Source organism: Actinomycetospora termitidis (assembly GCF_030286555.1).
Classification (GTDB): domain Bacteria; phylum Actinomycetota; class Actinomycetes; order Mycobacteriales; family Pseudonocardiaceae; genus Actinomycetospora; species Actinomycetospora termitidis.
Genome location: NZ_JASVWF010000001.1, coordinates 1,579,091 through 1,603,278 on the forward strand (window position 1 = coordinate 1,579,091; position 24,188 = coordinate 1,603,278).

The following is a 24,188-nucleotide window of genomic DNA, read 5'->3' on the forward strand; positions in this document are numbered from 1 at the left end:
CATCCTGACGAACGCGGGGCAGGCTAGTAGGCACCCGCAGTACCGCCACAGCCCGCGGACCGGCATCACGAATCGGCCACGGACGGGTGTCGACACGCTTCGTGAACGGCTCCACCGAGGTGGGTGACGCCCTGCCCTGCGTCCGGGGTCTCCGAGCGCGACGAACGGCGAGGGGGCTGCCCGTCGACGCCGGTCCGACCGCCCGTCCTGGTGAGGTGCACGTCACATTGCGCACATCGTGCAGCCGACCACGCGCTGCAATCAGTCGTGACCGGACGTAGCGAAACGTGTCGGCACACCGGCAAATGTCGTGGCGCTCGCCACGGCACGAGCGCACGCTCGGCGTCATGGCCGACCTCGCGCACCCGCCCGTCACGCTCCGGGTCCTCGATCCCGACGACGGGTCCGACGTCGCCGCCGTGGTCGCCGCCGCGGTCGGCGGGGCGCTGCCGGCCGACGTCATGCCGCCGGACGGCGCCTCCGATCCGGAGGAGTGGACCCTGCCGCGGGAGCGGGCCTACGCCCGCTTCCTGCGCGGCCGCCCACCCGCGGAGACGTCGTACCTCGTCGTCGAGGGATGCGCCGTCGTCGGCCTGGCCCGCCTGCGTCGCGACGGTGACGCCGCCGAGACCGGCGTCTGGCTCGCCCGCCGCGCCCGGGGTCGCGGGATCGGCGTGACGGTCCTCGGCCTGCTCGTGGAGCGTGCGGCGACCGCCGGGGCCGACCGCCTTGTCGCGGACACCACCGCCGACAACGTCGCGGCACTCGGGTCCCTGCGCCGCCACGGTGCGACGGTGCAGGAATCCGGGAGCGACGTCTCCGCCGTCGTGAGGATCAGAGCCCGAGGGTCTTCCCGATGATGTCGCGCTGGATCTCGCTGGTGCCGCCGTAGACGGTCGAGACCACGGACAGGCGCAGCAGGCGCTCCATCCCGTACTCGGTGGCGTAGCCGTATCCGCCGAGCATCTGCATCCCCTCCAGCGAGAGGTGCTTCGCGAGCTCGGTGGCCTTGAGCTTGGCCATCGACGCCTCGCGCGGGAACAGCGCCGTGGGGTTCGCGTCGATGGTCGCGGCGGTGTCGTGCACCAGCAGCTTCGTGGCCGCGAGCTCGGTGGCGTTGTCGGCGATCCGGTGGCGCAGGGCCTGGAAGCTGCCGACCGGCCGCCCGAACTGCTCGCGCTCCTTGACGTAGGCGAGCGTGTCGTCGAACGCGCGGCGGGCGAGCCCGAGCATCAGCCCGGCCAGGATCATCCGCTCCAGGTTCAGCCCGGCCATCAGCTGGCGCCAGCCCTGGCCCTCGGTGCCGACGACGGCGTCCGCCGGCAGGTGGCAGTTCGTGAAGTAGAGGTCGTTGACCTCCTTGCCGCCCATCGTCTCGATGCCGCGGATCTCGAGGCCGTCGACGTCGGTGGGGACCACGAACATCGTCAGGCCGTCGTGCTTGCCGCCCTCGGTGGACGTCCGCGCGACGAGCAGGATGTGCGAGGCGATGTGCGCGTTGGAGCACCAGGTCTTCTGGCCCTCGACCAGCCAGCCGTCCTCGGTCTTGGTGGCCTTGCAGGTCAGGCCGCCGACGTCGGAGCCCGCGCCCGGCTCGGACATCGAGATCGCGAGGACGTCGCCGCGGGCCGTCCCGCCCAGCAGCTCCTGCTTCTGGGCCTCGGAGCCGAACTTCTGGATCGCGGCGGCCGTGATGATCGTCGTGCCGAAGCCGCCGATCGGCAGGCGGTGGTAGCTCGTCTCCTCGAGGAAGACGAGCAGGTCCGTCATCGACCCGTCCGCGCCGCCGTAGGACTCGGGCAGCGAGATCCCGAGCCACCCGAGGTCCGCGATCTTCCGGTAGACCTCCTCCGAATGCGGGCCCTCGACGGTGAGGCGGTCCAGCGCGGCCTTGTCCGGCACCTCGCGCCGGGCGAACTCGCCGATCGCCTCGGCGAAGGCGGTCTGCTCCTCGGTGAGCGTGACGGGCATGAGGGGTCCTTCCCGACGGCGGGTCTTTGCGGTCGATCCTGACTGTTTCTGCGCCCGCCGTCGAGACCCTCTTCCCTCAGACCTCCGGATAGCGCTGGTAGCCCGGGAAGTTGCCGAACAGCGACTCGCCCTCCGGGCCCACCGTCACCGCGTGGACCAGCAGCTCCCCGCCGACGAACGCGCCCTTCCACGACGCGCCGCGGCCGCCGAAGGGCTCGTCCTTGTCCCCCCGCGAGCGGAGCTTGTTGATGCCGACCTTGAACGCCTGGACCTGCTCGGCCATGCGCGCGGCGGCGTCGGTGTCGTCGCAGGCGATGGAGGCCACGAGCGCGCCGTTGGAGGCGTTCATCTGCGCGAGCAGCTCGGCCTCGGTGTCGACCACGGTGATCGAGTCGATCGGCCCGAACGGCTCCTCGTGCATCAGTCGGGAGGCGCCCGGAGGTGCCAGCAGGGTCACGGGGGCGTGGTAGGCCGAGGTGTCCTGGTCGGGCAGGAACTCGCCGCCCTCGAGGCCGGAGCGGTACAGCGGGATCGCGCCGTGGCGCAGCGCCTCGTGCACCGAGTCGTCGAGCTCCTTGGCCTTCGCCGCGGAGATCAGCGGCCCGAAGTCCAGCGCGGGGAGCTCGCCGTCGGCGCTCGCGAGCGGGTGGCCGAACCGGATCCCCTGGACCACGGGCAGGTAGGTGGCCAGGAAGGCGTCGACGAGCTCGCGCTGCACGACGAACCGCGGGTAGGCGGTGCAGCGCTGCTTGGCGTACTCGAAGCCCTTCTTGAGCAGCCCGGACAGGGTCTCCCAGTCGGAGAACTCCCAGATGCCGAAGGTGTTCAGGCCCTCCTGCTCGAGCATGTGCCGCTTGCCGGTGTCGGCGAGCTGCGCCGCGACCTTGCCGCCGTTGGAGCGGCCGCCGACGAACGCGAGCGCCCCGATCTCGGGCGAGCGGATCAGCGCGTCGGACAGCGACGAGCCGTCCCCGGAGAGCAGCGTGACCGGCAGGCCCTCGCGGACCATCAGGGCGTGCGCCACCGTCAGGCACACCGCGCCGCCCTGCGTGGGGGTCTTCGCGACGACCGCGTTGCCCGCGAGCAGCTGCACCAGCTCGGCGTGCACGAGCACGCTCATCGGGTAGTTCCAGCTCGCGATGTTGCTGACCGGGCCCTCGAGCGGGACGCGGTTCGCCGGCCGACCGTCGGTGTCGCGCGCGAGCATCCCCTCGATCTGCTCGACGTACCAGCGTCCGCCCTCCAGGCACCGGTCGACGTCGGCGCACGCCGCCTTCCACGGCTTGCCGATCTCCCAGGCGAGCAGGAGGGCGAGGTCGTCACGCGCGCCCTCCATCGCGTCGATCGCGGCGCTGACGCGTCGCCTGCGCTCGTCGAGGTCGACCGAGCCCCACTCGCGGTGGGCGCGGGCGGACCGGCGCACGGCGTCCTGAGCGGTCCCGGGGTCCACCTTGAGCATCGTGCCGAGCGTGGTGCCGTCGACCGGGGTGGTCTGGGTGGCGGCGGTGCCCACCGCCCGCCACTCGCCGTCGATCAGGTTCGCGGGTCCGTCGTCGGCGAACGCCTCCGGGGCGGCCGCCCGCGCCCGGTCCCGTACCGCCGCCCACTGCGCGTGCGCCGGGATCGTCAGTTCCGTCATCTCGGATCCTCTCGTCGACCGCGCACCATGGTGACCATGGTCACCTCGTGAACGGAACCGTCCGACCGGGCGCGTTGAAGCGGACCGAACGGTCCGCTACGGTGGTGCCATGCCACGTCAGCCCGCACCGGGCACCCGGGACAAGATCCTCGGAGTCGCCTCGCGGTTGTTCTACGAGCACGGCGTCCGGGCCGTCGGGATGAGCCGGATCATCACCGAGGCCGGCACCGGGAAGAACCTGCTCTACCAGCACTTCCCGACGAAGTCCGACCTGGTCGCGGCCTACCTGGAGCAGGCGGGCGAGCGCCGTCGGGACGCCACGCGACGCGCGCTCGCCGAGGCCGGCAATGGCGCGGCCGGGGCCGCCGGGCCGGCCGGGCAGCTGGTGGCGGTCGTCGCCGAGGTCGGCCGCCTCGTCGAGCGGCCCGGGTTCCGCGGGTGCGCGTTCCGCAACTACCTCGCGGAGTTCCCGGACGACGACTCCGGGCGCCCCGACGAGGACGGATCCGTGCCCGCCGTCGCGCCCGCCGTCGTCGCGCGGGAGTACCTGGCCGGGAGCCGGCAGCTGATCGAGGGCCTGGTCGCCGAGCTCGGCGTCGCGGACCCGGTGCGGCTCACCGAACAGCTGTGGCTGCTCGTCGACGCCCTCTACGTGCAGGCCGCGTACCGCGAGCCCGCCGACCGGCACCTCGGGGTCGAGGCCGCCGTCGCGCTCGCGCAGCGTCTGGTCGCGGTCTGATGGCGCCGCGGCCCGGGGCCGTCCTGCTGATCACCTCGGCGGCGGCGTTCCTGTCCAGCCTGGACCTGTTCATCGTCAACATCGCCTTCCCCGACATCCGGGCGGACTTCCCGGGCACCGACCTCGGGCAGATGTCGTGGATCCTCAACGGCTACACGGTGGTGTTCGCGGCGTTCCTCGCGCTGGCCGGGCGGCTGGCCGACCGGTACGGGCACAAGCGCGTCTTCCTGGTCGGGCTGGCGGTCTTCACGCTCGCGTCGGCCGCCTGTGCCGTGGCGCCGACCGTCTGGTCGATCGTCGCGGCGCGCGCGGTGCAGGCCGTGGGCGCGGCCTTCGTCATGCCGACCTCGCTGTCGTTGCTGCTCGCCGCCTATCCGGCCGAGCGCCGCAGCCACGCGGTCGGGGCGTGGGCGTCGATCGGTGCGGTCGCGGCCGCGCTGGGGCCGCCGTTGGGCGGGCTGCTGGTGCAGGCGTCGTGGCACTGGGTGTTCCTGGTCAACGTGCCGGTGGGCCTCGTCGCCCTGGCCGTGGGCGTGCGGGTGCTGCGGGAGTCCGACGTCGCGCGGACCGGGACGCCGGACGTGCTCGGCGCGCTGGCGCTGATCGTGGGCGTCGGCGCCCTGGCGTACGCGCTGGTGCGGGCGCCGGAGGCGGGGTGGTCGTCGGCGCCGGTGGTGGCGGGCCTCGTCGTCTGCGTCATCGGGTTGGTCGCGGTCGTCGTGCGCTCGCGCCGGCACCCGGTGCCGGCGCTGGACCTGGCCGTGGTGCGCGTGCCCGCCGTCGGGCTCGCGGCGCTGACGATGGTCGCGTTCACGACCGCCTTCGCCGGGATGCTCGTCGTCAACGTCCTCTACCTCACCGGCACGTGGGGCTGGTCGGCGCCGCTGGCCGGGGTGTCGCTGGCCGCCGGACCCGCCGTCGTCGTGGTGGTCTCGCGTCTGGCGGGGCACCTGTCCGCGCGGATCGGCATCGGGGCGACGACGGCGCTGGGCGCGCTCTCGTTCACGGCGGGTCCGCTGTGGTGGCTGACCCACCTCGGGCTCGAGCCGGACTACGCCGCGGGGATGCTGCCGGGCCAGCTGCTGACCGGGCTCGGCGTCGGGCTGATCCTGCCGACGCTGTCCTCGGTCGTCGGGTCGGCGCTGCCCGCACCGCAGTGGGGGTCGGGGTCGTCGCTGATCAACACGGCGCGGCAGGTCGGGTCCGTGCTGGGCGTCGCGCTGCTGGTCTCGGTGATCGGGGTGCGGACGACGGGGCTGCCGTCGGAGTTCGGTGCCGTCCGCGCCGGGTGGTGGTTGCTGGCGGCCGCGGCCGCCGTGGCGTTCGTGCTGGGACTGGTGCTCGCAGGGGTCACGCGGCGACCCGTCCCGTCGAAGGTCCTGTCGCACCGGCTGCGGGGTCGCGTCGTGGATGCAACGGGGGAGCCGGTGGCCGGGGCGGTCGCGACGGTGGTCGACGCCGACGGTCTCCAGATCGCCCGGGCGGAGACCGATGCCGAGGGGACCTTCGTGGTGCCGGGCGACGACCGGCCGCGGCCGGGCGAGCCGGTGATGGTGCTGGTGAGCGGGCCGGGTCACCGGCCACGGGCGCACCGGATGGTGGGCGGGGACGAGGCCGTCCTGCGGCTGGAGCGTCGGGACGCGGTGCCTGCGGGCTGACGGCCGTCGCGAGGTCGACATGGCGCAGGTCTGGGGTGTCGGGAACCTGCGTCACGTCGCACTCGCGGGTGCGCGGCCGCAGCTCACAGCGTGCGGCGCATCCGCGACTCCAGCACGGCCGGGTCGCTCGGCAGCGGCCCGCGCTCGCCGGTGGGAGTGAAGCCGAGACGTGCGTAGAACCGACGCGCACGCTCGTTCCCGTCGACCACCCACAGCGCGATCGCGGTCGCCCCGTCCCCGCGTGCCCATCGCAGGACGGCGGCCACGAGGCGGTCCGCGGTCCCGTCGGCGCGGTGCGCCGGCTCCACCCACATCCCGACGAGGTGGCGGGCCGCGACCTCGTCCGGGTCGTCGATCCCGATCGCCACCCCGACCACCCGTTCCCCGGCCCACGCGAGGAACCAGGCCGCGGTCGTGACCCGCTCGCGCCACCCGTCGTCGGGAAGGGCCGTCTCCCGTTCGAGGGTGGACGCGAAGGCGCGGGGGGAGTCGGCGAGCGCGCGCAGCCGCACGTCCCGGGCCGCGGCCACGTCGTCCACGGCGGCCCGCCGGATGTCGATCACCGTCCCCATCGTGACGGGTGGCCCCCGGCTGCACCCCGCACGGACACGTCAGGATGGGGACGGGAACCGGCGTGCCTCGCCGGACGACCGGACCGTCGACGGACTCGCGCGACGGGTGGAGGAGACGAGCATGGCCGAGCACGGCAGGCACCACGGGAGCACCGTGACGGCCGACCCGACCGCGGGGCCCACGGCGCCGCTGCGGGCGAGCGGGCCGGTCGACGAGGAGCCGGACGTCGACCTCGTCTCCGACGACGGGGCGGGCCCGGTCCGTGGGGTCGGGTGGGTGCTGCTGGTCGGCGGTCTCGTGGGTGCGGTCGTGTCGATCGTGCTGCTGATCGAGAAGCTCGACCTGCTGGCGAACCCGGACTACATCCCGAGCTGTTCGATCGACCCGGTCCTGTCGTGCGGGACGATCATGAAGACCTGGCAGGCGGCGCTGCTCGGCTTCCCGAACCCGGTCATCGGCCTGGTGACGTTCCCGCTGGTCGCGGCGTCGGGGGCGCTCGTGCTCTCCCGCGTGGAGCTGCCGCGCTGGTACTGGTGGGCGTTGCAGGTCGGCTCGTTCGCCGGGGTCGCGTTCGTCCACTGGTTGATCGCGCAGTCGCTGATCGTCATCCACGCGCTGTGCCCCTACTGCATGGTCGCGTGGGTCGCCGTCGTCGCGATCTTCTGGTTCACGACGATGCACAACCTGCGCGAGGGCAACCTCGGCGGTGAGCCGAGCGGCGCGGGGCTGGTCCGGCGCCACGGGTGGGGCCTCGCGGCGTGGTACGTGCTGATCGTCGTGGCGATCGTGGCGAGCTTCCCCGCGTACTTCGGCGCCATGGTGGGCCTCGGCTGAGAGTCGCTGGTCCGACCGGACCAGTCCGGCGACCGCTCGTCGTCGCGCCCGCTCCGGTGGTCGGCCCGGGTCCGGGGACCGACTCAGGGACCGGTGTTCCCGACGACGCCGCTGTCTAGCTTTCTCGCGCCGCCCACCCGCGAGGAGCACGATGACCGTCACCGAGGCGCCCGTCACGACCGAGCTCGCCGTCACCGGGATGACCTGTGGGGCCTGCGTGTCCCGCATCGAGCGCCGGCTCGGCAAGCTCCCCGGGGTCGACGCCCAGGTCAACCTCGCGACCGGTCGGGCCCGCGTGACGCACTCGTGCGAGCCGGACCTGCTCGTGCGCACCGTCGAGAAGCTCGGGTTCGGCGCATCGGTGATCGCGCCGTCTCCGGCGCGCCCGGCGTCTCCGCGCCCCGATTCGAGCGAAGGGGCCCTCCGCTCGACAGAGCGGGCCGTGGGCGCCCCTCGCCATGCGGCGCCCGAGCCCGCCGACCCGACCGCAGGGGCCCTCCGCTCCATAGAGTCGACGGAAGGGGCCCTTCGCTCGACCGAGGCCGGCACCGACGCGGACGCCGATGCCGACGCGAACGGCAGCACCGGCACCGGAGCGCCCACCGACGAGCCCGACCGCGACCCCGAGCTCGCCGACCTCAAGCAGCGGGCCCTCGTGTGCCTGGCGCTGTCGATCCCGGTGATCGCCGTCGCCATGAACTACGCCTGGCAGTTCCGGTACTGGCAGTGGTTCTCGCTCGTGCTGGCCGCGCCGGTCGTGTTCTGGGGCGGGTGGCGCTTCCACCGGGCGGCGGCGAAGCACCTGCGGCACGGGTCGCTGACGATGGACACGCTGGTGTCGGTCGGCGTGCTGGCGGCGTTCGGCTGGTCGGTCGGGACGCTCTTCCTGGGCGACGCCGGGCTCGGCGGGGTGCGGCACCGGATCTCGATCATCCCGGGGCCGGACCCCTTCGGCGGCACGCGGACGATCTACCTGGAGACCGCGGTCGCCATCGTCACCGCCGTGCTCATCGGACGCTGGATCGAGCTCCGCGGGCGCCGCAAGGCCCTCGCCGACGGGGGTGCGGGCGCCGACGAGCACGCCACCGCGGAGGCCACGCTGCTCGTCGGCGAGCGGGCGCTGCGGGTGCCCGTGGGCACCGTCGAGGTCGGGGACCACGTCGCGGTCCTCGCCGGCGGGACCGTGCCCGTCGACGGCGTCGTCGAGCACGGCACCGCGATCCTGGACGTCGCCGCGATGACCGGCGAGTCGGTGCCGATCGAGGCCGGGCCGGGGACGCGGGTCCTCGCGGGCACCGTCGTGGCCTCCGGGCGCGTCGCGGTCCGGGCGACCGTGGTCGGCGGGGAGACCCAGTGGGCGCGCCTGACCCGCCGGGTGCAGGACGCCCAGCTCGGCAAGGCGTCCGTGCAGCGGCTCGCCGACCGGATCGCCGGGCGGTTCGTCCCGGTGGTCATGGTGCTCGCGCTCTACACCTTCGGCTTCTGGTGGTTCGCGGACGCCGACGCCGGGTTCGCGATCGCCGCGACGATGGCCGTGCTCGTCGTCGCCTGCCCGTGCGCGCTCGGCCTCGCGACCCCCACCGCGCTCGCGGTCGCCGCCGGCCGCGGCCGCCGACTCGGCATCCTGCTGCGCGGCCCGCAGGTCCTCGAGACCAGCCGGAAGATCGACACCGTCGTGCTCGACAAGACCGGCACGGTCACCACCGGCCGGATGGCGCTGCGCGAGGTCGCGACGACGACGGGCGTCGACACCGCGCAGCTGTGGCGCCGGGTCGCGGCGCTGGAGGCCGAGGTCGACCACCCGGTGGCCCGCGCGCTCGTCGAGGCCGCCGCGCAGCGCGGCCAGGTGGGCGGCGCGACCGGTGCCGCAGCCACCGAGGTCGAGGTGCTCGACGGCCTCGGCGTCCGCGGCCTGGTCGACGGGACGCCCGCCGTCGTCGGGCGCAGGCGCCTGGTCGCCGAGGAGCTCCCCCTCGACCTCGCGGCCGCCTTCACTCGCGCCGAGGAGGCCGGGGCGACGGCGGTCGTGCTCGCCTGGGCCGACTCCCCGGACGCCGCGCCGGTGCCGCGCGCGGTGCTCGTCGTCGGCGACACCGTCCGCGAGACGTCCGCCGAGGCCGTCGCCCGGATGCGCTCGATGGGGCTGCGCCCCGTCCTGCTCACCGGCGACAACCCCGCCGCCGCCCGGGCCGTGGCCCGGGAGGTCGGGATCGCCGACGCCGACGTCGTCGCCGAGGTCCTCCCGACCGAGAAGGCCGACGCGATCGACCGGCTCCGCGCCGAGGGGCACGTCGTCGCGATGGTCGGCGACGGCGTGAACGACGCCGCCGCCCTCGCCCGCGCCGACCTCGGCCTCGCCATGGGCACCGGCTCGGCCCTCGCCGTGGACGCCGGCGACCTGACGCTGGTCGGCGACGACCTCCGCGCCGTCACCGACGCCCTGCGCCTGGCCCGCCGCACGCTCGCGACGATCCGCGGGAACCTGTTCTGGGCCTTCGTCTACAACGTCGCCGCGATCCCGCTCGCCGTGTTCGGCCTGCTCAACCCCATGATCGCCGGCGCGGCCATGGGCCTGTCGAGCATCTTCGTCGTCGGGAACAGCCTGCGTCTGCGCCGGTTCCAGGTGCAGCGCTAGCGGTCACAGCGGCGGGGCGATCCGGTCGAGGCGGTCGTCACCGGGCTGCAGCATCGTCCCGTCGACCACGAGCGCGGGGGTGCCGAAGCTCCCGGTCTGCTGGTGGCGCAGGTCCGGGTCCTTCGCCGCCTGCGCGAAGTTGGTCGCCGCGGCCTGCGTGAACTTCCCGCTGCGCACGCAGTCCGCGTAGGCCGGCCCGGCCCCGAGACGCTGCCCGAGGTCGATCAGCTGGTCGGCCGTGTAGCCGGTGCCGCCCTCCTCGGGCTGCGCGGTGTAGAGGCTGACGTGCAGGTCCGGGAAGATCCCGTTCTCCGCGCCGCACAGCAGCGCGTTCGCGCCGAGGGTGGAGTAGCCCGCGGGCTGCGAACGCTCGTCGAGCAGGTTCACCAGGTGGTAGCGCGCCCGCAGCTTGCCCGCGGCGACCACCTTCGCGATGCGCGCGCCGCCCTTCGCCTCGAACTGTTGGCAGGCCGGGCAGAGGGCGTCCTCGTAGACGTCCAGGGTGTGCCCGGCCGAGCGGCCCGCGACGACGACGGTGCCGTCGACCTGCGTCGGGAACTGCGCGCCCGCGCGGGTGATCGGGATCGAGCCGGCGGGCGTCTCCGGGTCCGACGAGCCCGTCGACGTCCGCTGGGTGAACACCACCCCGCCGATCACCACGGCCAGCACCGCCACCACGACGATCCCGACGATCATCGGCACCCGCGAACCCCGCCGCGTCGCCTCGGCCACCGCCCCACGCCTGCCCATGTCCGGGACCTCGGCGTCGTCGCCGGGTCCCTGAACCCCTTCCCGACGACGGGTCGGCCGCGCGGCCGACCCGGGACGGTCAGCGGCGACCGCGCGCCAGGTCGGCCAGCATCGCGTTGTAGGCGGTCAGCTCGGCGTCGCCGTCCCGGTCGGCGCGTCGATCGTGCCGCTCGCCCTCGATCCGGTCGTGCCGCGACCACTGCACCAGCAGCGCGATGATCACGACGACGAGCGGGACCTCGCCGGCCGCCCAGGCGATGCCGCCGCCGAGCGACTGGTCGCGCAGCAGGTCCGGCACCCAGGGCAGCGCGAGGTCGGCGAAGAACCGCTGCCCGATGACGGTGTCGGCGCCGAGCAGCGCCACTCCGAAGAACGCGTGGAACGGCATCGAGGCCAGGAGCAGCGCCAGCCGCGCGACGTGCGGCAGCGGCCGCGGGGACCGGTCCACCCCGATGATCGGCCAGAAGAACAGGTAGCCGGTCGCGATGAAGTGCAGGTTCATCAGCTGGTGCGCCCAGTGGTACGGCAGGGCCGCGCCGAAGATCGGCGAGAAGTACAGGGCGTAGAACGAGCCGACGAAGATCACGAGCGAGACGACGGGGTGCGTCAGGAACCGCGACACCGGCGAGGCGATCAGCGAGAGCAACCAGTCCCGCGGTCCCGGCGGCTCCTCGCCGGCGGGCAGGGCCCGCAGCGCCAACGTCACCGGCCCGCCGAGCACCAGCAGGATCGGGACAAGCATCGAGAGCAGCATGTGGCTGCCCATGTGGACGCTGAACATCGCCATCGAGTACTCGCCGAACCCGCTGGTGGTGGTCCACAACAGCAGGACGCACCCGCCGAGCCACGCCGCCGTGCGGCCGGGCGGCCAGGTGTCGCCCCGGCGGCGCAGGCGCAGCACGCCCGCGACGTAGACCCCGGCGAGGGTGAGCGCCAGGACGTCGAACAGCACGCTGAACCGTCCGGGCGCGAGCAGCCCGAGCACGGTCGGCGGCCCGGACAGCTCGAACCCGAGCAGCGTCTGCTGCGCACTGGCGGGGCGCAGCAGACCCGGTGGCAGACCGGCGGCCAGCAGCCCCGTCACGACCCCCGCCGCGGCGAGCAGTCCCGCCGTCGCGGCCGTCCCCCGCCGGGCGCGGACCGCCGATCGGAGCGAGACGACGCCGACCACGGCTGCGGCGAGCACCAGGAGCAGCTGCGCGAGGGCGAGGAGCCCGTAGAGGGTCGTCCAGCCGTCCCGGACGAGGTACGCCGCCACGACCAGCAGCCCGAGGAACGCCACCGGCCCGCACACCAGCCCGACCCGGCGGGCCCGACGCACCACGACCTCCACGTGCGGCCGGCCACCCACGAGGTACGAGCGGGTCGCGGCCGCCACCCCGAGCCACACGGCCAGCGCGAGCGCGGCGAGCACCGCGGCGTCGGTCGCGATGTCGTGGCCGACGCCGACACTCGCGACGGGGCCGGTGGCCACCGGCGCGACCACCGCGAGCCCGGCGAACGGCAGAGCGCCCACCGCGGTGCGCCACGAGAACGTCAGGCGGGTCATCACGGCCACGACGGCGGCCGCCACCGCGGCGACGAGCAGTCCGGCGGGCTCCTCGAGCGCCCCGAGGGAGGCGAGGAACGCGTCGGGCATCGAGAGCACGCGGGTGTCCCCGCCGGTCCCGACGACGACCGTGAGCGCGACCAGCACCGAGGCGGCCACCGCCCACACCGCGGCCGCGAGCCCGGCGCGCCGCACCCCGACGTACCCGTCGGCCGAGAGGCGAGCGCTCTTCCCATCGGTCCGGCCCTTCCCGTCGCTGCGCTCGCCCCGCCCCGGCACCACCCCCACCGCCGCGACCAGCCCGCCGAGCGTCAGCCCGGCCGCGAGCGCTACCAGGATGCGGACCAGCGGGGTCGCGATCCGCAGCGCTTCACCCGGCGTCGAGACCCCGTAGGCGCGGAACGGGACGTCGCCGACGCCGCGGACGGTGAGCACGACGGCAGTGATGGCAGCGACGGCCAGGACCAACCCCGCACCCGCCGTCAGGAAGCGACGCACCACGACCGGGGACCTCCTCGTACGACACGCTGTCGTACCAGTGTCCACCAGGCCCCGGGGGCTTGGCACCGCGGCATCGCCCCGGGAAGCTGGACCACCGGAAGCTGAGAACACCTGAACGCCTCGTACGGTCGGAGGGCATTCAACCGCTGGGAGGGACCGCCGTGGTGGAAGGTTGGCCGGGCGTCGTGATCGCGACGGTCTTCGTCCTGACGACGGGGCTGTGCGCGCTCTCGCTCGCCGCGCACGGCACGCGCCGCAGCACCCGGCTCGCCCTCGCCGAGGCGAACCACGTGGCCATGGGCGTGGCGATGGTCCTCATGGCCGCGTCGGCGACGGCCGACCTGATCGTCCCCGGGGTCGGTGTGATCGTGTTCGGCGTCGCCGCAGCCGGCTGGCTCGGCGTCCTGCTGACCTCGCGGCTGCTCGACGATCCCCTCGGGTCGATCGTCGGCTGCGACCGCTGCACCGGCCACCCGGTGCACCTGGTCGCGCTCGACGCCGCGATGGTCGTGATGTACGTCGCGATGGTGCCGACGACGTCGACCGCCCACGAGATGCCTGGCATGTCGGGGATGGAGGGCATGCAGCACGCCCCGCCGTCGGGGATCACCGCGGTCCAGGTGGTCGCCGCGGTGCTCGCGCTCTATCTGGTCGGGCACGCGGTCGCGACGGCGGTCGTGCTCACCCGGCGCTCCCGCACCGCGCCGCCCACCCTCCAGTCAGAGCCACAGCCTGAGCCATCGGCCGAGGGCGGCGTCGTCACCCTCGCCCGGCCGGTCCGGGTCCTCGCGCACGGTCGGGTCCAGCTGATCGGCCAGGCCGGGATGGGGCTGGCGATGGCGGCGATGCTGCTCCTCGGGGTCTGACACCTTTTGCGCCGAACGGAGCAGCGGGCCAGAGTGGGCCCATGCGCGCCCGGTGGTTCGTACCAGTGGTCCTAACGGCGGCGGTCCTGGCCGGGTGCGCCCCGGGCGCCCCGCAGGCGGCGCCGCCGGCGACGGTCACCGTGACGGTGCCCCCGTCGACCACCAGCGCGACCCCGACCCCGACGACGACCACCACGAGCGCCGCCCCGGACAAGGGGAAGTGCCTGCTCGCGGACGTACGGCCGCAGGTCACCGCCACCACCGGCGAGACCGGCCAGCGGCACACCACGGTCACGTGGACGAACGTCACGTCGTCGACCTGCTCGATGAACGGCTACGGCGGCGTGGACCTGCAGGGGCCGCCGGACCCGACCTTCGGCCCGACGTACTCGCTGCCCCGGCAGACCTCCGTGCAGCCACGGGCCGTGCGCCTCGCGCCGGGGGAGAAGGCGCACACCGTCGTCACGTGGTCCCCCGGCGACTGGACACCGACCAAGCTCCTGATCACGCCGCCCGACGAGACGCACTCCGCGGTCCTCGACTGGCCCGGCGGCGGGGTGTCCCGTCAGGACGGGGCCACGCACCCGGGGACCTACCTCGGTCCCGTCGAGGCCGGTGCCGCCGCCTGACGACCCTCCGTACTCGGCAACCACGTGGGGTGATCTCGGAGCGCACGAACCGCCCGGGAACCGCTTCCGACGGAAGCGGATTTCCGGCACCCCTGACCGTCGAGTCTCACGCTGCGTGAGACGTCCCGTGATGGGGAGAGGCCGCCGTCCGTGACCGTGGGCGGCGCAGCACGCACCACTCGGCCACGAGCAGGCTGACGATCCAGCTCGTCCACACCGACGCACCCGCGGCCGCCATGATCGTCGGCCCGTCGAGTTCGGACCCGAGGGCGGCGAACAGTCCCAGGTAGAAGCCGATCCACACCCGGTTGACGACGATCGAGAACGTCAGCGCGACGTTGCGCACCATCCAGGCGCGGTGGTCGGCGAAGCGACGCTGCCGGGCGGCCCGCCAGCCGACGACCGCGGTGCCGAGCCAGAGCAGGGCGAGCATCGTGTTGCCGACCGCCGAGATCGGCCCGGTGCTGCTCACCGGGGCCACCCCGAGCACGACGATGCTGCCCGGCAGCACGCCCAGCACGAGGTAGGCCCGCCCCGACCAGCGGTGCACCCGCGGGTGCGCGCGCCGCAACCACGGCCAGATCTGCAGGCAGGCCGTCAGCAGGGCGACCGAGCCGAACAGGATGTGCGCCCAGAGCAGGGGGTAGTGCAGCGGGTAGTCCGGCCGTGGCACCACCCGGGACTGTGCCGGGTCCAGCGTCAGGTAGGGCGGCAGCGAGAACGCCAGGAAGCCGACGCAGACGATCGCGAAGACGACGACCCCGACGGAGACCCGGCGCGGCTCACGACGTCGGGCGTGAGTGGAGGTGGACGGGGGAGGCAGCGTGGCGGTCATGTGCGTAAGCCTTACGCATTTTGCGTAGGGCTGTCTACGGGTAATCTGCGCGCATGGAGGTCGACACGCTCTGGACCCCGCCGACCGTCGGGCGGCGGGGCCGGCCCGCGCTCACCCGCGGCGCGATCGTCGAGGCCGCGGTCGGCGTGGCTGACGCGGGGGGGCTCGACGCCGTCTCCATGCCGCGGCTGGCGCGCACGGTGGGTGCGGCACCGATGTCGCTCTACCGGCACGTCCCGCACAAGGAGGCGCTGCTCGCCCTCATGGTCGACCACGCGATCGGCCCGGCGCCCGACCTGGCCGGGACCGGCCGTCGCGAGGGGTTCGCCCGGTGGGCCCGCGCGAACCGCCAGGTGTTCCGCGCCCATCCCTGGACCCTGCCGCTGGTCACCGGGACGCTGCGGATGGGCCCGGCCGAGTGCGGGTGGGCGGAGGTGTTCCTCGCGCACGGGACGGGTCACGGGCTCGAGCCGGGCGAGGCCCTCGTCGTGCTGATGACCGTGAACGCCTTCGTCCGCGGGGCGTCGACCCCGATCGGGGACCGGGTCCCGTCCGCGGACGCGATCGAGGCGGCCGGCCGCGGCGACGACTACCCGCACCTGCTGGGGCTGCTCCGGGGCGACGGTGCTGATGAGGCGACCGATCCGGACGATGCGATGTTCGAGGCCGGCCTGGAGATCGTCCTAGGAGGCCGCGAACCAGCCTGACGGTGCGAGGCCCGCCCCGGTCTCCATCTGCGGCACGTAGTGGTCGGTGAAGACCTGCGCGATCAGCTCGCGCCGGCTGCGGACGCCGACCTTGGCGAACACGCGCTTGAGGTGGTCCTGCACGGTGTAGGCCGACAGGTGCAGCGCCCGCGCGATGTCCGTGGTGTCCACGCCCTGGAGCACCTGCGCCACCACGTCGCGCTCGCGACCGGTGAGCCCGTAGGACGCCACCACGAGCGGGATGATCTCCGGCGGCCGGGCGTCGTCGATCGTCACGACGACGTCCGGGGTGCCGCCGTGCCGGCTGACCAGCGGTGAGGCGTGCGCGACCACCCAGCCGCCGCTCGTGGAGCGCATGCGCGCGCGGGGCGTGGTGGCGCCGGGGGTGACGCTCGCGCGCCGGGCCGCCGCGACGAGGGCACGGACGATCTGGGGGAGCTGCGCAGCGCCGAGGTCCGTGCAGCCGAGGTCGGCGAGGCGCTCGGCCGCGCCCAGGTTGGCCTGGGCGACCTCGCCCGCGGCGTCGATCACGAGGACGGCGGGGCCGGACGCCCGCACCCGGCCGTCGGCGCCCACCGCGGCGGCGATCAGCCCGCTGCGCACCCCGCGGGCCAGGCCCTCCGAGATGGACGCCACGAACGCCTGCTCGGCCGCGGTGAAGGAGCGCCCGTCCCCGTGGAACAGCGCGAGCGCGCCCCAGACGACGCCGTCGACCCGCAGGGTGGTCCGCAGCTCGTCGGAGAAGCCCCACACCGGCGCGAACAGCTCCTCGTACCGCCGGGACCGGAGGAGGTCGCCGTCGGTGCTCCCGTGCAGCGTGATCACGCCGCCCTCGGAGCGGGAGAGCGAGTGGAAGTCGTAGACGTCCTCGACCTCGTACTCGTGGAACGACCACTCGACGTCGTGGTCGTCGTCCAGCCCACCGCTCTTCACGTTCGCGGTGACGATGTGCGTGCTCGGGTCGAGCGAGGCGAAGCAGCTCGCCGCGAACGGCATCGCGCGGTGCAGCGTCTCCATCGCGGTGCGCCCGAACGTCTGCCAGTCCAGGCCGGCCACCGCGAGGGCGTCGATCTGCCCGCGGACCCGCTCGGCGCTCAGGGCGGTCATGTGACACAGCGTAGCTCCTGCTAGGGCGTTCGAGGTATCCCAGACTTCTGGGGTGCGGATCGCCCAGATCGCTGGGATGGGCGTCCCGACGGCGGGTCGGCAGGCTTCTCCCCATGACGAACACCGAAGTCGACCGTACGATCCGGATCAACCCGACGACCTGGAACCAGGGCTTCGCCTACGACCAGGCGCAACTCCGCCCGGCCCCGGTGCAGTTACTCACCGTCGCCGGCCAGGGCTCGATCGACGCCGACGGCAGTCTGCTGCACGCGGACGACATGGCCGCCCAGATGGCGCTCGCGATGGGCAACGTCGAGGACCTCCTCGAGCGGGCCGCCATGGACCTGCGCGACGTCCTCCGACTGACGGTCTACGTGACCGACATGGACGCCGCCCTCGGCGCCTACCGGGTGCTCGTCGAGCGGCTCACGGCTCTCGGCGCCACCCCGCCCGCCACCCTCGTCGAGGTCTCCCGCCTCGCCGTCCCCGGCATGTGCGTCGAGATCAATGCGACCGCCGGCCGCTGAGCTCCGCCCCGCAGCCCCCGTCGTCCCCACCCCTCGCACCACCCCCTCGAAGGAGATTCGCCATGACCGCCGCATCCGCCGTCTCGTCCGCCACGACCGCATCCCCCGCGACCCGTTCGGCTTCTGACCCCGGCTACGACGCCGCGGTCGCCGCCTTCAACACCGCCCACCGACCGTGCCCCGCCCTGGTGGTGGAGGCCCGCAGTCCCGACGACGTCGTCGCCGCGGTCCGCCGCGCCCGCGGGGAGGGGCTCCCGATCGCCGTCCAGGCCACCGGGCACGGTCTCGCCTCCGACCTCGCCGGCTCGCTGCTCGTGTCCCTCCGGGACCTCGACGCCGTGCGGATCGACCCGGAACGCCGGGTCGCCGTCGTCGGCGGCGGGGCCACGTGGGCGCAGGTCATCGCCGCGGCCACCCCTCATGGCCTGGCGCCGATCTGCGGCTCCTCGTCGGGGGTCGGGGTCGCCGGCTTCCTGCTCGGCGGCGGCCACGGCCCGCTCTCCCGCGAGTACGGGGTCGGCTCGGACCACCTGCTGCGGGCCCGCCTGGTGAGCGGCGCCGGCGAGCTGGTCGACACCGACGACGACCCCGACCTGCTCGCCGCCCTCCGCGGCGGCAAGTCCGGGTTCGGGATCGTCGTCGAGCTCGAGGTCGCGCTGCACCCGATCACGCGCCTGTACGGCGGTGGCGTGTTCCTGCCCGGCGAGGCCGCGCCGACGGTCCTGCCGGCCTGGCGGGACTGGGTCACGACGCTGCCCGAGCACGCCTCCAGCTCGGTCGCGCTCCTCCGCCTGCCCGCGGATCCGGCGCTGCCGCCGCCCCTGCAGGGCCGCTTCGTGGTGCACCTCCGGTTCACGACGACGGCGTCCGCCGACGACGGCGAGGCGCTGTTTGCGCCGATGCGGGACCTGGGCCGGGGCGAGCGCAGCGACGGGGGAGATTCCGTCGAGCCGATCGCCGACCTCGTCACCGAGATGCCGTTCGCCGCGATCGACGCGGTGCACGCCGACCCGACCGAGCCGATGCCGACCTGGGACGGCTCGGCCCTGCTCGGCGAGCTGCCCGACACCGCGATCGACGCCCTGCTCGCCGTGGCGGGGCCGGGCGTGGAGACGCCGCTGATCATGGCCGAGCTGCGGGCCTTCGGCGGGGCGATCACGCGGGCGCCGGAGCTCGACTCGGTCGCCGGTCGGCAGGCACCGTTCGGGCTCTACGCCCTCGCGCCGATGGTGCCTCCGCTGGCGGGGGTCACGCCCGTCGTCGTGCAGGGCGTGACGGACGCGGTCGCGCCGTGGACGGTCGGCGCGCTGCCGAACTTCCTCGGCGCCGCCCACGGCGGGGTCCTGCCCGCCCTCTGGGACGACGCGACCGCCACCCGGCTCGCCGCCACGAGGCGCACCTACGGCTGGTGAGCCGGCACGGCGTCGACCCGGATCGCCTCCCGGCCCAGGAGGGTCGGGACGGCCGGGTCGACGTCGGCGGCCTCGCCCCGCCGGTAGTGCGCATAGTCCTCGACGAGCCCGTCGAGCTGCCACGGCGGCAGCATCCCGGCGAGCGCGTCGCGGAACACGTCCTCGGGCAGGTCGACGAACCGGGCCCCGACCGCGGCGGCCATCTCGGCGTGGGTGACCGCGGTCGGTCCGGTCAGCGTGTAGGTCGCGCCCGCGTGCCCGTCCGCGGTGAGTACCACGGCGGCGACCGCGGCGATGTCGCGCACGTCGATCACGCTCACCCGGGCGTCACCGATCGGTGCCCCCAGCACGCCGTCGTGCAGGGCGCCGAGCACGGCCTGGGCGAACAGGTTCGGCCGCAGCACCGTCACGTCGAGCGGCAGCGACGCCACGTGCGCCTCGACCTCCGCGTGCCAGCGCAGGAACCGCACCGGCGAGTCCGGGCGGGCGCCGAGCTGGGAGAGCAGCACCAGCCGGCGCACTCCCGTAGCCACGGCCGCATCGGCGCACCGGATCTGCTGCTCCGCCGCGCGCTCCGACGAGGGCGTGTTGAGGAACAGGGCGTCGACCCCCTCGAGGGCCCGGGCCACCGAGGCGGCGTCGTCGAGGTCGGCCACCACCTCGCCCGGCGTCCCTGTCGGCCGTCGCGTCATCGCCCGCACGTCCACCCCACGTGCCGCGAGCTCCGGCACGAGCTCCGTGCCGACCATCCCGGTCGCCCCGGTCACGAGCACCGTCGTCATCGTCTCCACCTCCGCATCGAGAGCACTGCTCTCGCCAAGGTGGCACACCGGTCGTCGGGAAGCAAGAGCAGTGCTCTCACTCCGGGGTGAGGCGCCGGCGACCGATGCCGCGGTCGGCCTCCGCGGAGTAGAAGACGTGCCCCGCGACCGCGTGCAGGTCGCGGAAGCAGCGCTGCAGCGGGTCGTCCAGCCGCATCGCGGAGGCGCCGCCGTGGCGGTAGCAGACGTCGACGACGTCGACCGCGGTGCGCAGCGCGTGCGCGGTCGCCATCGCGAGCCGGCCCTGAGCGCGCGGGTCGGGGGCGCCGGCGAGGACGGAGGTCCACAGCTCGGCCGCCGCGGCGTCCGCGAAGGCCCGCGCGGCGGCCAGCGCGGACTCGGCGCGGCCGACGTCCGCCTGCACCTCGGAGTCCTCGGCGACCGACCACCGGGACTGCACTCCGCGGGTCTTGGCGCGTGCGCGCTCCACGAACTCGTCGACCGCACGGCGCGCGACCCCGAGCGGGAAGGCGACGACCCCGACGTTGACCAGGTCGCCGATGCCGAAGCGGGCGTAGGGCCCCTCGTGGTCGCAGCGCGCCGACGCCGCGACGAACGTGCGCTGGGCGGGCACCCACACCTCCTGGACCTGCAGGTCGTGGCTGCCGGTGCCCCGCAGGCCCATGGTGTCCCAGTGGTCGACCACGCCCACCTCGTCGTCGGCCAGGAAGACGACGCGGACCTCGGGCCCCTCCGTGCCGGGGACGACGGCCCCGACCTGGTGCCACGGCGTGTGCTTCACCCCCGAGTTCCACTCCCAGCGTCCCGTCACCCGGAAGCCCTCGCCGTCGGGGACGGCGCTGCCGCTCGGGGCGAAGACGCAGCTGGCCCCCGCGCCCGGCCGCGGCGCGAGCAGGTCGGCGGCGACCGCGGGGTCGAGGCGGGCGAAGAACGACGACGCCGTCATCCCGATCAGCGCCGCCCAGGCCGTGGAGGCGTCCGCGTGCGCGAGGCGCTCGATCAGGTCCAGGATCGTCGCGGGGTCCGCCTCCAGCCCGCCGAGGTCCCGGACGCGCTGCAGGCGGAACACCCCGGCGTCCTCCAGGGACGTCGCCAGCTCCGCCGGCACCGTGCACGCCCGCTCGGTCTCGGCGGCCCGGGCGCGGATCTCCGGCAGGAGGGCGTCCACCCGCGACCGGACGTCGTCGAGGGACGGGGCGGGAGGACTGCTGACCCGGGTCACCCGACCCGTTCTACGGCACCCGCACCATCGATCCCACCGACGGCACCCCGCGGTCGTCGACGAGGACCAGCATGTAGTTGCCGACCTGCATCGTCTCCAGGTCCGGCGGCAGCGTCAGCTCCAGCGCCCCGGGCCCGGCGGGCCGGGCGTCGACCGCGATCGAGAACTGGTCCACCGCGGTCACGTGCGTCGAGGACATCAGGCGCATCAGGCGCACCTTCCCGATCCGCTCGGCGTCGGGGGTCTCCACCCGCACCGTCGTGCCGCGGCGCATCGTGTCCGGTGCCGCGGTGATCTCCGGTCGGTCCCCGCCCTGGAAGAGGTACGGCGGGCTGTAGATCTCCAGGCGCTGCTCGAACGTGCCCGGGATCGTGTTGCGCTCGTCGTCGAAGAGCGGGTCCGAACCCGCCGTCAGGACCCGGCCGTCGGGCAGCAGGACCGCCTGCCCGTGGTAGTTCCGACCCACGTGCGGGTCGGCCGCCTCGACCAGCGTCCCGCCCGGCTCGGCGGTCGGGCGGAGCAGGTGGGCGTCCAGGACGTCGGAGTCGCCCTTGCCGCGGTAGTCGCGCGAGCCGTGGCTGATGAGCATCGAGTCGTCGGGCAGCGTCGTGAGGTTGGGGTAGCGGACGGGGTCGGGCAGGACCGGACCCGAACGGAACGCGGGGTCCGGTGCGTCCAGGTCGATCTCGTCGATGCGTCCGGTGGTCAGGGGACTCTCTCCGATACCGCCCCCGCCGACGACGACCATCCGCTGGTCCTGCACCGGCCCCAACCAGGCCGAGCCGCCGGTCTCGAGGAGGTTCGGGTCGCGCAGCCCGGGGACGGGGGTGATGACGTTGGTGTCGAGGTCCCAGAACCCGGGCAGTCGTCCGGCCTCGGCGGGCCCGTAGCCGGAGTTCGTGCCGGTGTAGAACAGCCGGCCCGGTTCCCCGGTGGCGAAGACGGACGGGTAGGTCGGGAAGTACTGGGTGAGCTGCTTGTCCTCGACGAAGCGGTTGGTCCGCGGGTCGAAGTGCTCGGTCTCGCCGTTGAGGACGTTGCCGATGTTGTCGAGCCCGGACAGCGTCAGGACGTCGCCGTTGGGCAGCGGGGTCAGCGTCGGGTACCAGCGCGCGAAGTCCATGTCGTCGACGCGGGTCCAGGTCTCCGCGACCGGATCGAAGGTGAACGCGGTGTCGGTGCCCTGGTAGTTCTGCTTGTCGAGCGTGAGGGCCTCACCGAGCCCGTAGACGTCCTTGCCCGCGTCGGCGTCGAGGCCCGTGATCGCGTACTGCAGTCCGGGCTGGAGCGTGATGCCCTGCGGGCCGGGTGCCACGGCCTCGACGAAGACGCGCTCCTCGGCGGCGGTCACGGTGGCGCCGGTGCGGGTGGCGACCTTCGCCGCCGGCGGCACCACGTTCGGCCGGATCGTGCGGTAGGCCTTGCCCTCCGGGGAGACGAACTCCGTGCCCGCGGGGATGTCGCGTGCGACGTCGGGGTTCTCGTTCTTCACCCGCATCGCGCCGCCCGCGTAGGTCACGGCCCCGTCGAGCTTCTCGTAGCGGGCCGTGCCGCCCGCGACGAGCAACCGGCCGTCGGGAAGGAGCGTCTGCCCTGCGCAGAACATGTCGTCGGGGACCGGGATGACCCGGGACTCGCCGGTCGCGGGGTCGTAGAGAAGGCTCTTGAGTGCCTTCGTCGCGAACATGTCCTCCTTGTTGCCCGAGCCCGCGATCAACATGATCTTGCCGCTGGGCAGCAGGGCGGAGTGGATCGCGTTGACGCGCTGGTCGACGGGGAGGTCGAGGACGTCCCACTTGCCGAACTCGCGCTGGTACTCGAGGGAGTTGATCAGTCGCTGGTACTGCCAGTCCTGCACGTAGGCGACGGCCGGCGGCAGGTTGACGCCCATCAGGACGGCGAGGGCGATGGCGGTCAGGGCGAGAGGTCGCAGGCGGCGCGATCGGCGCAGCACGACGGCCTCCTCTCGGGGGAGGTCGGTCGGGGTCCGGGATCAGACCGGGACCGGCGGCCCCCTGGCCGCCGTCGCCTCCACCGGTCGTCCGGACCGACGTTCTTCCCGACGTCGGGTCGGTACGGCGGCGCGGGTGGCGGACGTGGGCTCGGGACGGCACCACCACCGACGGACCAGCACGCGGTCCGCGGCGTCGCGGAGGTCGTCGGCGAGACGGGCGCCGCCGAGCAGGAGCAGGGCGGCGGCCAGGGCGGCGGCACCGTGCACGCCGAGCGCCGCGACGGCCGTCACGACGTGGTGGTCGGCGGCCGCGAGAACGGCCTCCAGCGCGACCTGGCCCAGGATCAGGACCGCGAGCGCCGTCCACGGACCGCGACAGACGCGCCCGGTGCGCAGGGCGACCAGCGAGACCGCCGCGCTGAGGGCGACGACGACGGTGAGGACGATGCCCGTGGGGCGGGCCCCGCCGCCGACCAGGTGGGCGCCCAGTGCGAGCGCCGTGGCGAGCGCGGCCGCGACGGGGACACGGCGGAGACCGGTGTCCGCTTTGTGTCCGTTCGTCCGCACGGGACCACTGTAGGTGCCCGTGCACGGAGCTCGAGCAGGGCCCGTGTCCCCGGATGAGCGATCCGACGTGACGCTCGGTCACACCGATCTGACATCGCGCCCTACTGGCGGTATCCCTCGACCGTCGAGGCGTCGCGCTCGTGCGCCTCTCCGGGGTCCTCGCCCGCGTCCCGCTGGGCCTGACGCTGGCGCTTGAGGTCGAAGAGCCGGTCGCGCTCGATCTGCAGCTCGCGCATGCGGTCGGCGTCGGCCTCGCTCAGCCCGCCGTGGCTGCGGTTGCGGATCTCGTGCTCGGCCTCGGCGTTCTCGTCGATCGCGCGCGCGAGCTCGTCGTCGGTGCGGGGTTCGTCGGCCATGCGGTGAAGCATCGCGCACCCGTCCAGCCCTGGCAGCCCCGATCCGATATGACGACCGCGGCGGTCGAGATGGTCAGAACGGTGGCCCGTCGTCGAGGCCGATCTCCTCGTCGCGCCGCCGGTGGGCGCGTCGGTGGAGGTGTTGTTCGGTGTCGCGGGAGGCGTCGGTGATCAGGCCGTGCCGGTTGGGGCGTGGGGTGCCGGGCGGAAGGGGGCGGGGTTGCCAGTCGTCGTGGTGCCGGATCCAGGTGCGCGGGACCGGTGACGGTAGCGGTCGGTAGGGCTCGGGTTCACGGATGTGGACCCGGCCGGTGGGGGAGGTCCACTCGAACCGCCCGGGGTGGGTCTGGTGCACGGTCCAGCCGGTGTCGTCGT

Annotated in this window: 23 protein-coding genes; 10 read left to right on the plus strand and 13 right to left on the minus strand. The window is 74.2% G+C overall.

Translation table 11 applies throughout. The features are described 5' to 3' along the window. Positions 1-347 precede the first annotated feature (347 nt). Complete coding sequence (locus QRT03_RS07780) at positions 348-860, plus strand: GNAT family N-acetyltransferase (protein ID WP_286051964.1); 513 nt, start codon at positions 348-350, stop codon at positions 858-860. Here QRT03_RS07780 and QRT03_RS07785 read toward each other — a convergent pair. Together QRT03_RS07785 and QRT03_RS07790 are read right to left on the minus strand one after the other, a co-directional pair. Further along, the gene (locus QRT03_RS07785; protein WP_286051965.1) at positions 835-1,971 is read right to left on the minus strand and encodes an acyl-CoA dehydrogenase family protein; all 1,137 of its coding nucleotides are present in this window, start codon (positions 1,969-1,971) and stop codon (positions 835-837) included. The genes QRT03_RS07780 and QRT03_RS07785 overlap by 26 nt on opposite strands. 76 nt (positions 1,972-2,047) lie before the next feature. Next, entirely contained in the window at positions 2,048-3,610 is a 1,563-nt protein-coding gene (locus QRT03_RS07790) for an aldehyde dehydrogenase family protein (RefSeq protein WP_286051966.1), read from the minus strand. A gap of 109 nt (positions 3,611-3,719) precedes the next feature. Between QRT03_RS07790 and QRT03_RS07795 the strand changes: the two genes are divergently transcribed. Then, the gene (locus QRT03_RS07795) at positions 3,720-4,349 is read left to right on the plus strand and encodes a TetR/AcrR family transcriptional regulator (protein ID WP_286051967.1); all 630 of its coding nucleotides are present in this window, start codon (positions 3,720-3,722) and stop codon (positions 4,347-4,349) included. Then, the gene (locus QRT03_RS07800) at positions 4,349-6,007 is read left to right on the plus strand and encodes an MFS transporter (RefSeq protein WP_286051968.1); all 1,659 of its coding nucleotides are present in this window, start codon (positions 4,349-4,351) and stop codon (positions 6,005-6,007) included. Before QRT03_RS07795 ends, QRT03_RS07800 begins: the two co-directional genes overlap by 1 nt. Before the next feature lie 83 nt (positions 6,008-6,090). Here the strand turns inward: QRT03_RS07800 and QRT03_RS07805 are convergent, their stop codons facing one another. Beyond that, positions 6,091-6,570 (minus strand): GNAT family N-acetyltransferase, encoded by a 480-nt coding sequence (locus QRT03_RS07805; RefSeq protein WP_286051970.1) that lies wholly within the window; start codon positions 6,568-6,570, stop codon positions 6,091-6,093. Positions 6,571-6,700: 130 nt separating this feature from the next. On the opposite strand from QRT03_RS07805, the gene QRT03_RS07810 reads away from it, so the two are divergent. Together QRT03_RS07810 and QRT03_RS07815 are read left to right on the plus strand one after the other, a co-directional pair. Next, positions 6,701-7,414 (plus strand): vitamin K epoxide reductase family protein, encoded by a 714-nt coding sequence (locus tag QRT03_RS07810; protein ID WP_286051972.1) that lies wholly within the window; start codon positions 6,701-6,703, stop codon positions 7,412-7,414. A 151-nt stretch (positions 7,415-7,565) separates the two neighbouring features. Continuing rightward, positions 7,566-10,049, plus strand: coding sequence for a heavy metal translocating P-type ATPase (locus QRT03_RS07815; RefSeq protein ID WP_286051974.1), 2,484 nt, complete (start codon positions 7,566-7,568; stop codon positions 10,047-10,049). Positions 10,050-10,052: 3 nt separating this feature from the next. Here QRT03_RS07815 and QRT03_RS07820 read toward each other — a convergent pair whose 3' ends face one another. Then, positions 10,053-10,799 carry a DsbA family protein gene (locus QRT03_RS07820; RefSeq protein ID WP_286051976.1) on the minus strand — a complete coding sequence of 249 codons (747 nt, stop codon included), beginning with the start codon at positions 10,797-10,799 and terminating at the stop codon, positions 10,053-10,055. 79 nt (positions 10,800-10,878) lie between these two features. After that, positions 10,879-12,849 (minus strand): cytochrome c oxidase assembly protein, encoded by a 1,971-nt coding sequence (locus QRT03_RS07825; RefSeq protein WP_286051978.1) that lies wholly within the window; start codon positions 12,847-12,849, stop codon positions 10,879-10,881. A 161-nt stretch (positions 12,850-13,010) separates the two neighbouring features. On the opposite strand from QRT03_RS07825, the gene QRT03_RS07830 reads away from it, so the two are divergent. After that, positions 13,011-13,715 carry a DUF5134 domain-containing protein gene (locus tag QRT03_RS07830; protein WP_286051980.1) on the plus strand — a complete coding sequence of 235 codons (705 nt, stop codon included), beginning with the start codon at positions 13,011-13,013 and terminating at the stop codon, positions 13,713-13,715. Positions 13,716-13,756: 41 nt separating this feature from the next. Then, positions 13,757-14,344: a DUF4232 domain-containing protein gene (locus QRT03_RS07835; protein WP_286051981.1), complete on the plus strand. Its 588-nt coding sequence runs from the start codon at positions 13,757-13,759 to the stop codon at positions 14,342-14,344. A gap of 106 nt (positions 14,345-14,450) precedes the next feature. On the opposite strand, the gene QRT03_RS07840 is transcribed toward QRT03_RS07835, so the two are convergent. Further along, a complete protein-coding gene (locus QRT03_RS07840) occupies positions 14,451-15,179 on the minus strand; it encodes a DUF2306 domain-containing protein (RefSeq protein WP_286051983.1) in 729 nt (242 codons plus the stop codon). A 53-nt stretch (positions 15,180-15,232) separates the two neighbouring features. On the opposite strand from QRT03_RS07840, the gene QRT03_RS07845 reads away from it, so the two are divergent. Then, positions 15,233-15,886, plus strand: a complete 654-nt coding sequence (locus QRT03_RS07845) for a TetR/AcrR family transcriptional regulator (RefSeq protein ID WP_286051984.1) — start codon at positions 15,233-15,235, stop codon at positions 15,884-15,886. Here QRT03_RS07845 and QRT03_RS07850 read toward each other — a convergent pair. Next, positions 15,863-16,993: a response regulator transcription factor gene (locus tag QRT03_RS07850; protein ID WP_286051986.1), complete on the minus strand. Its 1,131-nt coding sequence runs from the start codon at positions 16,991-16,993 to the stop codon at positions 15,863-15,865. The two genes, QRT03_RS07845 and QRT03_RS07850, sit on opposite strands and share 24 nt — an antisense overlap. Positions 16,994-17,106: 113 nt before the next feature. Between QRT03_RS07850 and QRT03_RS07855 the strand changes: the two genes are divergently transcribed. Both QRT03_RS07855 and QRT03_RS07860 read left to right on the plus strand, forming a co-directional pair. Further along, positions 17,107-17,520, plus strand: coding sequence for a RidA family protein (locus tag QRT03_RS07855; RefSeq protein ID WP_286051988.1), 414 nt, complete (start codon positions 17,107-17,109; stop codon positions 17,518-17,520). A gap of 62 nt (positions 17,521-17,582) precedes the next feature. Beyond that, the gene (locus tag QRT03_RS07860; RefSeq protein ID WP_286051990.1) at positions 17,583-18,932 is read left to right on the plus strand and encodes an FAD-binding oxidoreductase; all 1,350 of its coding nucleotides are present in this window, start codon (positions 17,583-17,585) and stop codon (positions 18,930-18,932) included. Here the strand turns inward: QRT03_RS07860 and QRT03_RS07865 are convergent. The 6 genes from QRT03_RS07865 to QRT03_RS07890 all read right to left on the minus strand — a co-directional run. Further along, on the minus strand, positions 18,920-19,714 hold the full coding sequence (locus tag QRT03_RS07865; RefSeq protein WP_286051992.1) for an NAD(P)H-binding protein: 795 nt from the start codon (positions 19,712-19,714) through the stop codon (positions 18,920-18,922). The two genes, QRT03_RS07860 and QRT03_RS07865, sit on opposite strands and share 13 nt — an antisense overlap. 76 nt (positions 19,715-19,790) lie before the next feature. Continuing rightward, positions 19,791-20,936 (minus strand): acyl-CoA dehydrogenase family protein, encoded by a 1,146-nt coding sequence (locus tag QRT03_RS07870; protein ID WP_286051994.1) that lies wholly within the window; start codon positions 20,934-20,936, stop codon positions 19,791-19,793. A gap of 10 nt (positions 20,937-20,946) precedes the next feature. After that, on the minus strand, positions 20,947-22,890 hold the full coding sequence (gene glxA, locus QRT03_RS07875) for a radical copper oxidase GlxA (protein WP_286051996.1): 1,944 nt from the start codon (positions 22,888-22,890) through the stop codon (positions 20,947-20,949). Between the two features lie 39 nt (positions 22,891-22,929). Further along, entirely contained in the window at positions 22,930-23,457 is a 528-nt protein-coding gene (locus QRT03_RS07880) for a hypothetical protein (protein WP_286051998.1), read from the minus strand. A 101-nt stretch (positions 23,458-23,558) separates the two neighbouring features. Further along, positions 23,559-23,813, minus strand: coding sequence for a DUF2630 family protein (locus tag QRT03_RS07885; RefSeq protein ID WP_286052000.1), 255 nt, complete (start codon positions 23,811-23,813; stop codon positions 23,559-23,561). A 73-nt stretch (positions 23,814-23,886) separates the two neighbouring features. Then, the coding region (locus QRT03_RS07890; RefSeq protein WP_286052001.1) for a hypothetical protein at positions 23,887-24,188 on the minus strand (302 nt) is incomplete at its 5' end.

Excerpts from the sequence above, each read along its gene's own strand:
- QRT03_RS07790 (WP_286051966.1), bottom strand. The coding sequence starts at position 3,610 with ATGACGGAACTGACGATCCCGGCGCACGCGCAGTGGGCGGCGGTACGG.
- QRT03_RS07850 (WP_286051986.1), bottom strand. The coding sequence starts at position 16,993 with ATGACCGCCCTGAGCGCCGAGCGGGTCCGCGGGCAGATCGACGCCCTC.
- QRT03_RS07820 (WP_286051976.1), bottom strand. The coding sequence starts at position 10,799 with ATGGGCAGGCGTGGGGCGGTGGCCGAGGCGACGCGGCGGGGTTCGCGG.
- QRT03_RS07810 (WP_286051972.1), top strand. The coding sequence starts at position 6,701 with ATGGCCGAGCACGGCAGGCACCACGGGAGCACCGTGACGGCCGACCCG.
- QRT03_RS07860 (WP_286051990.1), top strand. The coding sequence starts at position 17,583 with ATGACCGCCGCATCCGCCGTCTCGTCCGCCACGACCGCATCCCCCGCG.
- QRT03_RS07800 (WP_286051968.1), top strand. The coding sequence starts at position 4,349 with ATGGCGCCGCGGCCCGGGGCCGTCCTGCTGATCACCTCGGCGGCGGCG.
- QRT03_RS07815 (WP_286051974.1), top strand. The coding sequence starts at position 7,566 with ATGACCGTCACCGAGGCGCCCGTCACGACCGAGCTCGCCGTCACCGGG.
- QRT03_RS07865 (WP_286051992.1), bottom strand. The coding sequence starts at position 19,714 with ATGACGACGGTGCTCGTGACCGGGGCGACCGGGATGGTCGGCACGGAG.
- QRT03_RS07780 (WP_286051964.1), top strand. The coding sequence starts at position 348 with ATGGCCGACCTCGCGCACCCGCCCGTCACGCTCCGGGTCCTCGATCCC.
- QRT03_RS07855 (WP_286051988.1), top strand. The coding sequence starts at position 17,107 with ATGACGAACACCGAAGTCGACCGTACGATCCGGATCAACCCGACGACC.
- QRT03_RS07840 (WP_286051983.1), bottom strand. The coding sequence starts at position 15,179 with ATGACCGCCACGCTGCCTCCCCCGTCCACCTCCACTCACGCCCGACGT.
- QRT03_RS07885 (WP_286052000.1), bottom strand. The coding sequence starts at position 23,813 with ATGGCCGACGAACCCCGCACCGACGACGAGCTCGCGCGCGCGATCGAC.
- QRT03_RS07795 (WP_286051967.1), top strand. The coding sequence starts at position 3,720 with ATGCCACGTCAGCCCGCACCGGGCACCCGGGACAAGATCCTCGGAGTC.
- QRT03_RS07835 (WP_286051981.1), top strand. The coding sequence starts at position 13,757 with ATGCGCGCCCGGTGGTTCGTACCAGTGGTCCTAACGGCGGCGGTCCTG.
- QRT03_RS07845 (WP_286051984.1), top strand. The coding sequence starts at position 15,233 with ATGGAGGTCGACACGCTCTGGACCCCGCCGACCGTCGGGCGGCGGGGC.
- QRT03_RS07785 (WP_286051965.1), bottom strand. The coding sequence starts at position 1,971 with ATGCCCGTCACGCTCACCGAGGAGCAGACCGCCTTCGCCGAGGCGATC.